The organism is Microbacter margulisiae, assembly GCF_014192515.1.
GTDB classification, from domain to species: domain Bacteria; phylum Bacteroidota; class Bacteroidia; order Bacteroidales; family Paludibacteraceae; genus Microbacter; species Microbacter margulisiae.
Genome location: NZ_JACHYB010000001.1, coordinates 1,772,303 through 1,784,809, shown reverse-complemented (window position 1 = coordinate 1,784,809; position 12,507 = coordinate 1,772,303). Strand labels below are relative to the sequence as shown.

The following is a 12,507-nucleotide window of genomic DNA, read 5'->3' as shown; positions in this document are numbered from 1 at the left end:
TTTTATTTTTTTGGAGACATTGTAACAAAAGGAATCAACATTTCCTGCAAGGAAATTCCTCCATGCTGGAATGTATTTTTGTAATAGTTGACGTAATAGTTGTAGTTGTTAGGGTAAGCGAAAAAATCTTCCTTTGTGCTATAAATATAGGTCGAACTTACATTAGAAGAGGGCAATCCGAATGTTGCAGGATGTAGCATTTCAAAAACTTCTTTTGGATTGTAGTTCAGATTTTTCCCCATTTTATACCTTAGATTGACGCTAGTGTTGCGATCTCCTACCACTTTAATCGGATTGTTGACCTGAATCGTACCATGATCAGTCGTAACGATGACTTTATAATTGCTTCCGGCCAATGCTTTGAATAATTCGTAGGTTGAAGAATGCCGGAACCAAGATAAGGTAAGGGAGCGATAGGCATCTTCGCTATGTGCCAACTCGCGGATCATTTTTGATTCTGTACGAGCATGAGATAGCATGTCAACAAAATTTAATACTGCAACGTTTAGTTGATTGTTAGTTAACTGAGATAAGTGATCGACTAGTTTTTGGCCAGCATCTGTATCGAAGATTTTATGAAATGAAAAAGAGTAATTTTTTCTGAACCGGTGTAGCTGTGTTTTCAAAAGCTCTTCTTCATTCATGTTTTTGCTTTCTTCTTCTTCTTCAGCAATCCATAAATCAGGAAACATTTGTTCAATTTGCAGCGGCATTAATCCTGCAAAAATAGCATTTCGTGCATATTGCGTGGCTGTTGGCAAGATGCTATAGTAAATCTCTTCCGAATCAAAAATATAAAATTCACTCAGAATCTCTTTGATCAGACGCCATTGATCGAAGCGGAAGTTATCAATTAGAATAAGAAAGACTTTGTCCCCGTTGTCAAGCAGAGGAAAAATGCGTTTCTTGAACAAATCCGGGCTTATTAGCGGACGGCTTTCGGGGTCATCAAACCATTTTTGATAATTCCGTTTTATGAACTTTGCAAAGGCCGAATTTGCTTCTGCTTTCTGCATGAGCAGTAATTCGTCCATTTCATTTTCAGCTTCCGATAACTCTAATTCCCAATAAACCAATCTTTTGTATACATAAATCCAATCTTCATACGTCAATGAATCATTGATTTGCATACCGATCTTGTTGAAATCGGAACGATATCCAGATGTGGTTAGTTCATTGATAATTTCTTTTTTATGAAGATTCTTTTTTAAAGCTAACAAGATCTGACTTGGATTAATTGGTTTGATTAAATAATCGGCAATTTTATTTCCTATTGCCATATCCATCAGATTTTCAGCTTCGTTTTTAGTGATCATAACGACTGGCACAGATGGACTAAGTTCCTTAATTTCTACCAATGTTTCGAGACCATTTTTGCCAGGCATATTTTCATCCAGAAAGATGATATCAAAATGTTGTAGATGGCATGCTTCAATGGCGTCTTGTCCGTTTGTTGCCGTGTAAACTTCATATCCTCGTTCTTCTAAAAAAATAACATAAGGGCGAAGCAAATCTATTTCGTCGTCAACCCATAAAATCTTGTCTTTATTCATTATGATATTCTTTTAAGTGATGATAAGTCAGTCAGCCTGATTGTCTCCCGTTCTTGTATTTTCAAAGTGTTGACCGCCTGAATTCCGCGCATATGATGGCAGCCGCTGTTGCTACATTCAACGATTCTGCAGTTGCTGCTCCTTCTGGAAAGGATGGAATTTTCAATGCATTCGGAACGCACTTGGCTACTGAAGCAGAGATTCCATTACCTTCATTTCCTAAAACAATTAGCGCATCTTGGGGCAACGATACATGAAACAACGAGTCTCCTTCGAGAAATGTTCCATATATTGGTAATTGGTTGATATTCTTTTTAATGAATTCCTCTAAATAAACATATGAAACGCTGACTCTTCCCAAAGACCCCATAGTTGCTTGTACTGTTTTCGGATTGAAGGCATCGGCGCTATCCGGAGAACAAAATATATGCTTGATACCGAACCAATCCGCAATGCGAATAATTGTTCCCAGATTGCCTGGGTTCTGGATTCCATCAAGAGCAAGGTAAAGGCCGGAAGTTAAGAATGGGATTTCTTTTTTATTTACTGGCTTTTCAAAAACAGCTATCATTCCTTGCGGCGTTTTCTGTAGTGAAGCTCGCTCTATAGCTTTGTGTGCAGCCTGAATAGTTTCAGTCCGGCTGTCTATGTTCAGAGGATGTGATTGCCATTGCTCTTCGGTAGTCAATAGTAGCTTACAAAAGAAATATGGTAATAATTCCTGAATTGTTTTATATCCTTCAGCTACAAATAATAACTGTTCGTCGCGTTGCTTTTTTTGTGATAAAGTATGAATCCATTTTAGGGTAGCTGCTGAAATCATCATAAATTATGCTTTACAATGTTGTGAACGCTCATGAATTAATGAGCCAACCATAATTCGGGATTTAATGGCGTTTTATCTTTCCATATCATCAAATATAGTTCTGTTTTTCCACCATTTTCATCGTCAGTGTATATCCTGCCAATTTTTTGTTTTGCAGAAACATGCTGCCCTTCTCTTACATAAATTGTTGTCAGGTTCGCATACACTGTCCGATAATTTCCATGTTTTATAATAATGGCATTGTTACTCCCCGGAAGTGAAAAACGTTCCGTTACCACACCTTCAAAAATGGCTCTAGCATCTGCATTGCGTTGCGTCTGAATGTAAATTCCTTTGTTGTTTGTTGTAACATGCTGTAAAATAGGGTGTTGTTGTATCCCGAAATGTTGACTAATAAATCCTTTTTCGACAGGCCAAGGTAACCGCCCTTTATTTGCAGCAAAACTGCCGGCGATAAGCTGCTCTTCTTTTGTCATATAATCGATAGATTGTCCCTGTGTTCGTGTTGGAGTCTGTTTTCGGACAATGCCGGTTTTGGAAGCCTCTGCTTTTTTTCTGGCTGCAGCAGCAGCTTCCGCCCGTTTACGTTCTTCTGCACGACGAATTTCTTCTGCAATAAGTTGTTCTATTTTTGCATTCAAAGCATTCGCAATTCTCTGTTGTCTAGTTAATTGTGAACGTAAGTTCCTCTCCTGACCTTTTAGTGAATAGTACGTTTGGTTTGCTTTTTGTTGTTCTGTTTTTAATTTCTGACTTTCACTTTCTTTTTGCTGACGCAATGATTCTTTTGCATCACGGGTCTGAGTTAGCAGTTGTTGCTGGAAAGCCACTTTTTTCTCTACGGAAATGATTTCTTCTGCCTGTCTTTTTCGATAATCACTAAACTCCTTTAAATACCGCATACGTCGATAGGCCTGAGCTATAGATTGGGACGAGAAAAGAAATAACAATTCGGAATAGGTATCCTGACGCATTTGGCTCTCTTGAAGCAACCGGGCATAATCCTTTTTGAGATTATTCAGGTGCAGTTCCAGTGTGTTTTGTTCATTTTGCAGAGTGTCAATGGTTTGATCCAAGACTGATATTTCCTGATTTAGGTTTACTATAAGTTTTTGTCTCAGTCCTATGTTTTTACGAATAATAACGAGTCTGTTGATAGTTGAATTTGCAGATTGTTGTGTCTTGCTCAACATTTTATTTGTCATCGAAATGGATTCCAACATTCTCTTTCGTTGTAATTCTAATTCTTTGATACTTTGAGAAAATAAAGGCAATCCGACAACTGAAAAGATTAGAACAAACACGAAAAATCGTTTCATAAGACGCGAAAAATTGAAAATTAGAATGGCAAGATTTGATCTAAAGAAACTCTTTGATAATGAGATGTGTTCAAAGGTCGTGAATGAATTCCTGTGTTTACGTTGACATTTTGGTATGTTAAGGTCATTTCAGCGTGTCGGTTGTTGGACGACACTGACATCGCGCAACTGGTTGGAACCAATTGTTCTCCTATCTTGACAAATTGTGCATAGATGCACTGAAATATTGCCTGGCTGTCATTTTTTGTAATCAGTGTTTGGACTAATTGATTTGCTTGCGAAATGGCATATTCAATTTTTAACTCATTGCGGGACGTCATCCATTTTGCTACGCTATCTTGAGGCTGAGAGTTTACCTCTGGTGTTGTCGTATTTTTCAATAAATTGTCTGTCAGAATAGCTTGTATGTCACTAAAATGGATGGGAATTCCAAACTTCTTTGTGAAAAATTCGTATGAAGTAGTGAACACCATATGGTTTCCACGATCGATCAGGGAAATTGAATCAGGAGTCAGTTCTGCCCGATACATCTCAATTCCCAAAAGAGGTTGTATTGAAAGTGATATAAGACTGTCTTTTACGATTCGCAAAGAGGCTGGAACTGTAATATTCCGGTCGTTCATTGTGAGTGAGACTTTACATTTTCCGATGTTCCATGTATCAAACTGTGGAATTTCAGGAGAAAATGTCTTAATTTTAGCTTGGTTGGATATTGTCGAATGTGTAGCCGCTAATTTCTTGGTTGAACTACATGATATTAAATTCATGGTCACCAATCCGACCGCAATTATATAAATCCAAAATGGTCTGGAATATACTTTGTTCATATTAAATAGATTATGGTTAGTACGTGCGGTCAGAAACAAATTGCAATGTCGCCAGTAGGGAAGCTTTTTCTTTTGATTCTTCAAATATGGATAAAGCATCTAAGGCTTTTTGGTGGAAAAGATCCATTTGTTCTTCCGCATAACGTATTCCTCCATTTGATCTCGCAAATTTTTGAATAGTAGGTATTAATGACTCATTGTGTTCTAAAAAGACTTTTCGGATATTATTCATCATTGCATTGCTCTCATCTTCAGAGACCTGAGAAAGAGCATGAAGCAATGGCAGGGTAATTTTTCCTTCTTTTAAATCGTTGCCTGTTGGCTTACCAATCTCAGCGCTATCGAAATAATCGAAAATATCATCTTTGATTTGGAATATTAAGCCGATATTTTGTCCAAATTCTTTCATGGCAAGTACTTGCGTTTTTGGAGCGTTGGCTCCTAGAGCTCCTATTTGGCAACATGCAGCAAATAATTGCGCTGTTTTGTTGTTAATCACATCAAAATAATTGGCTTCACTCCATTGATTCTCAACGGTAATTGTGCTGTCTTGTTGGAGCAACTCTCCAACTGCTAGTTGTTTGCCAACGGAAGCCAGAATTCTCCATATTTGAGGGTGATTGATCGTTGTTGATACTAAAAAGCTGCTTGCGAGTAAATAATCGCCCGACAAAATGGCTGCTTTATTGCCCCAACGTGAGTGTACTGACGGTTTCCCGCGGCGTTGTTCTGCTTCATCAATTACGTCATCGTGCAAAAGGCTGGCGGTATGCATTAATTCAAGTGCTACGCCAGCCTGGATAGTTGTGTCTGTAATGCCCCCGCATATCTGACTACATAAGAGCGTTAAGAGCGGGCGTACCTGTTTCCCTACGTTGTTAAGCACGTAAACGTAAACTTCTTTAAGAGTATGGTTGTCAGACTCAAACGCATCTGCAAAAGCGGATTCGAATTGTTGGAATTCAGCTAAGACAGGTTGTTTAATGGCTGCTATGTCATTCATTGAAATGGTTTTACTTAAAGGCACAAAGTTATAAAAATTATCCGCATAAGGTTTTCCATTGGATGGTTTTGACTGAATTTTCTACGACATTGATAGGCTTTTGGTTGAAAATGTGTACCTTTGTAACGATTTTTTGTTGTCTATGTCATTGAATTTATATGAGTAAGCTTGCTTTTCAAAGGATTTTGCCGGTCATCTTGCTTTTTTGCTTGTTTGGACAACCGGTTATGCCTCAACAGTTATTGTCGGTGCTTGCTTCGCCTGATACTCTGACTCATGCAAAGGTAATCATCTATCAATCAAAAAAAATCACTGACTTAGTATTCAAAGATAAAATGCCTGAAGGATCGCAAACGCCGGAAGTCATAGCTTCGTATGTTCCGTCTAAACAAGTACCTGGTTTTCGAGTACAGGTTTTTTCCAGTAGTATGCCAAGAACTGCTAAAAATAAGGCGTTTTCGATGCAAGATGCTGTTTTGGAAGCTATGCCAAATACGCCGGTTTATGTGATTTTTAATTCACCTTTTTGGAAAGTGCGGGTAGGAAACTGTAAAACCAGAAATGAAGCTAAGTCCTTAGAAGAAGAAATATCAAAAGCATTACCTCAGGTGCAGCAAGATTTATACATTGTTCGCGATTCAATTTTTCTAAATAGTAAGTAGTGTCGGTTAACAAATAATCTTGTCCTGCAATAATTATCAATACAGAAGTTTGTATATGATATTCGATTTGAATAGAAGAAAGAATATTCTTTCGGATAGTCTCATTAATGAAAAGATAATTTCTGCTTGATACAAAGAATCCAATTAAAATTTTTATTTGCCTGACACATTCAAATGTCGGCCCAAAACCAATCTCATGAGCAATTTAGTAGCTATAGTAGGACGTCCAAATGTGGGGAAATCTACATTATTCAATCGTTTAACAAAATCCCGCCGCGCCATTGTCACTGAAGAGGCTGGTACTACGAGGGATAGACAATATGGAAAAGTAGAATGGAACGGACGTGAATTTTCATTAATTGATACTGGAGGCTGGGTTCAAACTTCAACTGATGTTTTTGAAGAAGAAATTAAACGTCAGGTGCTTATCGCAATGGAAGAAGCTGATTTGCTGCTTTTCATGGTGGATATATTAAGTGGAATTACAGATCTTGATATGGAAATTGCCAATATGTTGCGACGGGTTTCGAAGCCTCTTATTCTGGTCTCAAATAAAGCAGACAATTTTGAATTGAATCCTCAGGCTGCTGAATTTTACAAATTTGGGTTGGGTGAACCTTTTGTTATCTCTGCTGTTAATGGAACCGGTACAGGTGATTTGTTGGATGAAATTATGTCTCAATTGCATGATCAACAGGCAGAAATAGTAGAGGAAAATATCCCCCGTTTTGCTGTGGTTGGTCGTCCCAACGCTGGAAAATCTTCTTTAGTCAATGTGTTGATGGGAGAGGAACGTACTTTAGTGACAGATATTCCCGGCACTACACGTGATTCGATTTATTCCCGTTATAACAAATTTGAACATGATTTTTATCTGGTTGATACGGCCGGCATCCGCAAAAAGAGCAAAGTGGTAGAAGACCTTGAGTATTATTCGGTTGTGAGGGCCATTCGGGCTATTGAAAATTCTGACGTTTGTATTCTCATGATTGATGCCACTCGTGGTATAGAAAGCCAGGATCTGAATATTTTTTCATTGATTCAGAAAAATAAAAAAGGGATGGTGGCTTGCGTCAACAAATGGGATTTGATAGAAGACAAGTCATCGAAGGATATTAAACAAATTGAGTCGTCAATACGCGAACGATTATCGCCTTTTGTGGATTTTCCGATTATTTTTACTTCAGCGATTACGAAACAGCGTATCTTTAAAGTAATAGAGACGGCAGATGCTGTGTATCACAACAAAACACGTAGGGTTTCGACTCACGATCTGAATGATTTCTTTTTGCCTTTAATTGAAAATTATCCACCTCCTGCGTTGAAAGGGAAATATATTAAAATTAAATATGTAACTCAACTTCCTGATACACAGGTGCCAACCTTTGTGTTTTTTGCCAATTTACCACAATACGTCAAAGACCCCTATCTGCGTTTCCTGGAAAATAAGCTTCGGTCTAAATGGAATTTCTCCGGTACTCCGGTTCAACTATTCATGCGACAGAAATAGTACGTTTTGCTGTAAATGATCATACATAGGAATGTATAAAATATTGAGCCTACTCTAATGATTGGTTGCAAATGGTTATCTTTGTAACTCGAATCTGACATGCCGATGGATACATTTGATATTCGAAGTTCACAGCTTCATAACGAGACTGATAAAGAGTATGAAAATGCTTTGCGTCCGCTTTCGTTTAATGATTTCAATGGTCAGCGTAAGATTATTGAAAATTTGTCCATTTTCGTGCAGGCTGCCCGTTTGCGTGGCGAATCTCTTGATCATGTTCTGCTACATGGCCCCCCCGGGTTAGGTAAAACCACCCTTTCAAACATTATTGCAAACGAACTTGGGGTTGGTTTGAAAATGACTTCTGGCCCGGTGCTCGATAAACCTGGTGATTTGGCTGGGTTACTTACTTCTTTGGAACCCAATGAGGTTTTGTTTATCGATGAGATACACCGTCTTAGCCCTATTGTTGAAGAGTATCTATATTCAGCAATGGAGGATTATCGGATTGATATTATGATTGATAAAGGGCCAAGTGCCCGATCAATCCAGTTGGCTCTTAATCCATTTACATTAGTTGGAGCAACTACACGGAGCGGCTTATTGACCAGTCCGTTGCGGGCGCGTTTTGGCATTAATTTTCATTTAGAGTATTATGATGATGGTGTCCTGATTAAAATTATCCAGCGTTCGGCAGCAATTCTACGTGTGACCTGTTCTCATGAAGCGGCTGCTGAAATAGCTTCCCGCAGTCGCGGAACTCCTCGTATTGCCAACGCTCTGCTGCGTCGCGTCCGGGATTTTGCGCAGGTAAAGGGTGATGGTGCCATTGATCATTCCATAGCCTGTTATGCGCTTGAAGCTTTGAATATTGATCAATATGGATTGGATGAAATTGATAATAAAATTCTTTTGACTATCATAGATAAATTTCAGGGAGGCCCGGTTGGACTTTCCACCATTGCAACTGCATTAAGTGAAGATCAGGGTACAATCGAGGAAGTCTATGAACCTTTTCTGATCAAGGAAGGTTTCTTGAAAAGGACTCCACGTGGCAGAGAAGTTACAGAGCTTGCATATCAACATTTGGGACGAACCAGACAGCCTGACCAGCCGTTGCTTTTCTAATGTTCGATTCTCCTGATTTTAGAAATAAGTTATAGCAATCAGAATCAAAATTAAGTAAGTTATTGATGAGTAAATTAGTCAGATTGGCAAAAGACACGGCAATTTATGGCGTAAGTAGTATTGCCGGCAAAGTGTTGAATTGGCTTTTGGTTCCGCTGTATGCTTATGTATTGACCAATACCGCTGATTATGGCATAGTGACTAATTTGTATGGCTGGACGGCTTTATTGCTGGTCGTTTTGACGTATGGTATGGAAACCGGATTTTTCCGATTTGCCAACAAACAGGAAAACAAAGCGGAAGAAGTCTATGGAACTATTCTTTCGAGTGTAGGGTCGACATCATTAGTGTTCGCAATTATAACAGTGATTTTTGCCGCTCCTTTTGCTAACATGTTGGGGTACCATAAACATCCTGAGTTCATTGCTATGTTGGGAGTGGTGGTTGCGATGGATGCTTTTAGCGCTATTCCTTTTGCTTACTTGCGATATAAAAACAGGCCATACATGTTCGCCGGATTAAAAATGGTGATGATCTTTGTCAATATCTTTTTTAATCTTTTCTTTTTGATAGCATGCCCGTGGCTTCAGCACCATCATCCAGGTTCGATCAGTTGGTTTTATCGTTCGGATTATGGAGTAGGATACATTTTTGTAGCTAATCTGATCTCTACAGTTGTTGCTCTACTCTGCTTGTTGCCTTTTGTAATTCATATCAAGTTTCGATTGAATTGGCCTTTATTGAAACAGATTCTGAGTTATTCCTTCCCTCTATTGTTGTTGGGCATAGCAGGCATAATGAATCAAACGATTGATAAAATATTGTTTCCGGTGATCTATCCAAATCATGTAGAAGGCATGAAATTACTGGGTATTTATGGTGCTTGCTCTAAAGTTGCGATGGTGATGATGATGTTTACTCAGGCTTTCCGTTTTGCATACGAGCCATTTGTTTTTGCCCAACACAAGGATAGTAACAGCAAGGCCGCCTATTCAGATGCCATGAAATATTTCATTATCTTTGCTTTAATGCTGGTATTATCCATGACATTTTATCTTGACGTGCTGAAATATATTATTGGCCCGGAATATCGTCAGGGATTGGCAGTTGTTCCTATTGTACTTGGTTCCTATTTGTTTCAGGGAATTTTTTTCAATCTTTCTTTATGGTATAAACTTATTGACAAGACGATTTGGGGAGCGATTTTTTCAGGTATCGGCTTTATAATTACCTTATCTCTAAATATCTTGTTAGTACCTTCAATGTATTATTTTGGTTCAGCTTGGGCTGCATTTTCGGCTTATTTCGTTATTGCAATACTTTCTTATTTTTATGGACAAAAGTATTTTCCAATCGATTATCAACTGAAAGTCATAGGAAAATATTTCCTGCTGGCTGCTGTTTTATTTGTACTGGGCTGGTTTGTGAAGTTTCATTTCATAATAATTACTTTAGCATTTCGGACTGTGTTGCTGGCTATTTTTGTCAGATACGCTGTTAAGCATGACTTCCCTTTGAATAAAATGCCGTATATCAATAAATTTTTTAAATGATGATCATTGGATTTGATGCTAAACGTGCTTTTTGGAATCGACGCGGACTGGGAAACTACAGCCGTGATCTGATTCGTCTGATGCAACAATACTTTCCTGATAATCAGTATGTGTTGTTTACTCCTAAAAGAAAAAATGCTCCCTTTAATCCTGATAGCCAAGGTGCAGTTTCTGTTCAACCTTCTGCTTTGATTGATCGAATGATGCCTTCTTTGTGGAGATCGTTGACAATGAATCGTGATATCAGGCGTCAGCATGTGGATATTTACCATGGATTAAGCCAGGAATTACCTTTTGGGATTCATGCTGCTGCTGTAAAAACAGTAGTGACAATCCATGATGCTATTTTTATTCGGTATCCGGAACTGTATGATTCGGTATACCGTACGGTTTTTACTCAAAAAAATCGTTATAGTTGTCATGTTTCCGATCGTATTGTGGCTATTAGCGAACAGACAAAACACGATTGTATAGAATTTTTTGGTGCTGATGAAGATAAAATTGATGTTGTTTATCAGGGCTGTAGCTCAGTCTTCAGAGATACAGTTACTGCTGATGAAATCAATCAGGTACGTCATAAATATGGGTTACCCAAACAGTTTCTGCTGTCAGTTGGAGCCATTGAACGTAGAAAAAATATGGGTATAATTTTAGATGCCATTTATAAGGGCAATATCGATATGCCTTTGGTAATCGTCGGAGGCAAGACTGCTTATTTTGCTGAATTAGCGAAAAAAATAGCTTCATATTCTCTGCAGAATCGTGTTCTTTTTTTACATCAGGCCGCATTTGCTGATTTTCCTGCTATCTATCATGCCGCCTCTTGTATGATATATCCTTCTTTATTTGAAGGGTTTGGCTTGCCTATCCTTGAAGCATTATGTACTGAACTCCCTGTTATTACATCCAAAGGCGGTTGTTTTGATGAAACAGGGGGAGATGCTGCGTTTTACATTGATCCTTTGAATGTTGATGAGTTGGTTGATGCCATTCAACAGGTTTTATCTGATTCGATATTGCAAAAAGACATGAAAAAAAAAGGCTTGCACCATGCAGAACTGTTCACGGATGAACATGTAGCTCACAATATGATGCAAGTGTACTCCAAATTGGTCTAACTGTATATGTTATTCTCTTTAGGGTCGTTCATTGTACACCACTCCCAAAAGCGTTTCTCCTACCGCTAATAAAGTCGTACGATCGATATTATCCATCGTATCGTGAGTCGTGTGCCAATAGGGTGCAAATCCGGTAGAACTGTTCATATCCTCCTGAATGATGTCAATACATGGAATTCCAGTTAATTGGTTGATAAATAAATGATCATCTGTGATTGCTCCTCCCATCTGATCAACAAAGTAACCTGAAAATCCATATTCCTTAGCTTGATCCCACACTTTTTCTACAATATCGGGTGCGTGATCCATCGAAACTTGTTCTTTGTAGAATTTTGCATTCGGAGCTCCTACCATATCGAGTAAAATTCCGAATTTAGCATGATAATTGGATGGTATAAGGTGTTTTGCCCAATATTGAGTGCCAAGGCACCATGAATTATCGTCTTCTGGCCCTTTATCAAACTCAGGTGTTCCTACATCTTCTGAGTCGAGGAAAATAATGTCAACGCCAACACTAGGCAATTGTTTTCCAAGTTGTCGTGCAACTTCCATTAAAACTCCAACTCCGCTTGCTCCATCATTGGCTCCTAACACAGGTTTGTGATAATTCGCCGGATTTGAGTCATGATCGCAAAAAGGGCGGCTATCCCAGTGGGCACATAACAAAATGCGCGTTTTTGCAGCAGGATTAAAGCTGGCAATGATATTGTCAGAATGTAATATTGTTCCGTCAAACATCTTTAAATCAGCTTTCTGCTGAATTACTTTTGCTCCAAACCGTTCCATTTGTTTGACTAAATAGACTGCACATTTGTCATGTGCTTTTGTATTAGGGACTCGGGGCCCAAAATCTACCTGAGTTTTGACATAGAGATATGCTGAATCTGCATTAAACTGAGGTACACTAACTGTTTGTTGTTGATCGGTTTGCTGGTTTGATTTTGCTGCCGAAGAACAACTAATTAAAAAAATGATGGCTAAAGAGGCGCCAAAAGCAATTAGTTTCAT

Annotated in this window: 11 protein-coding genes; 5 read left to right on the top strand and 6 right to left on the bottom strand. The window is 38.5% G+C overall.

All coding sequences use genetic code 11. The features are described from left to right. Positions 1–2: 2 nt before the first annotated feature. The 5 genes from porX to FHX64_RS07275 form a co-directional block, all read right to left on the bottom strand. Positions 3–1,553 carry a T9SS response regulator signal transducer PorX gene (porX, locus tag FHX64_RS07295; protein ID WP_221202157.1) on the bottom strand — a complete coding sequence of 517 codons (1,551 nt, stop codon included), beginning with the start codon at positions 1,551–1,553 and terminating at the stop codon, positions 3–5. Between the two features lie 61 nt (positions 1,554–1,614). Next, entirely contained in the window at positions 1,615–2,379 is a 765-nt protein-coding gene (locus FHX64_RS07290) for an RNA methyltransferase (RefSeq protein ID WP_343053494.1), read from the bottom strand. 35 nt (positions 2,380–2,414) lie between these two features. Then, positions 2,415–3,698 carry a murein hydrolase activator EnvC family protein gene (locus FHX64_RS07285; protein WP_183413113.1) on the bottom strand — a complete coding sequence of 428 codons (1,284 nt, stop codon included), beginning with the start codon at positions 3,696–3,698 and terminating at the stop codon, positions 2,415–2,417. A 20-nt stretch (positions 3,699–3,718) separates the two neighbouring features. After that, positions 3,719–4,525, bottom strand: coding sequence for a lipoprotein insertase outer membrane protein LolB1 (gene lolB1 / locus FHX64_RS07280; RefSeq protein ID WP_183413112.1), 807 nt, complete (start codon positions 4,523–4,525; stop codon positions 3,719–3,721). Positions 4,526–4,541: 16 nt separating this feature from the next. Beyond that, on the bottom strand, positions 4,542–5,528 hold the full coding sequence (locus FHX64_RS07275; RefSeq protein ID WP_183413111.1) for a polyprenyl synthetase family protein: 987 nt from the start codon (positions 5,526–5,528) through the stop codon (positions 4,542–4,544). A 158-nt stretch (positions 5,529–5,686) separates the two neighbouring features. On the opposite strand from FHX64_RS07275, the gene FHX64_RS07270 reads away from it, so the two are divergent. From FHX64_RS07270 to FHX64_RS07250, 5 genes are all read left to right on the top strand, one after another. After that, entirely contained in the window at positions 5,687–6,190 is a 504-nt protein-coding gene (locus FHX64_RS07270) for an SPOR domain-containing protein (RefSeq protein ID WP_183413110.1), read from the top strand. 196 nt (positions 6,191–6,386) lie between these two features. Further along, on the top strand, positions 6,387–7,700 hold the full coding sequence (gene der, locus FHX64_RS07265; protein ID WP_183413109.1) for a ribosome biogenesis GTPase Der: 1,314 nt from the start codon (positions 6,387–6,389) through the stop codon (positions 7,698–7,700). Between the two features lie 99 nt (positions 7,701–7,799). Further along, positions 7,800–8,828: a Holliday junction branch migration DNA helicase RuvB gene (gene ruvB / locus FHX64_RS07260; RefSeq protein WP_183413108.1), complete on the top strand. Its 1,029-nt coding sequence runs from the start codon at positions 7,800–7,802 to the stop codon at positions 8,826–8,828. A 65-nt stretch (positions 8,829–8,893) separates the two neighbouring features. Continuing rightward, the gene (locus tag FHX64_RS07255; RefSeq protein WP_183413107.1) at positions 8,894–10,381 is read left to right on the top strand and encodes a lipopolysaccharide biosynthesis protein; all 1,488 of its coding nucleotides are present in this window, start codon (positions 8,894–8,896) and stop codon (positions 10,379–10,381) included. Continuing rightward, the gene (locus tag FHX64_RS07250) at positions 10,378–11,499 is read left to right on the top strand and encodes a glycosyltransferase family 4 protein (RefSeq protein ID WP_183413106.1); all 1,122 of its coding nucleotides are present in this window, start codon (positions 10,378–10,380) and stop codon (positions 11,497–11,499) included. Before FHX64_RS07255 ends, FHX64_RS07250 begins: the two co-directional genes overlap by 4 nt. An 18-nt stretch (positions 11,500–11,517) precedes the next feature. On the opposite strand, the gene FHX64_RS07245 is transcribed toward FHX64_RS07250, so the two are convergent. After that, positions 11,518–12,507 carry a M28 family peptidase gene (locus FHX64_RS07245; protein WP_183413105.1) on the bottom strand — a complete coding sequence of 330 codons (990 nt, stop codon included), beginning with the start codon at positions 12,505–12,507 and terminating at the stop codon, positions 11,518–11,520.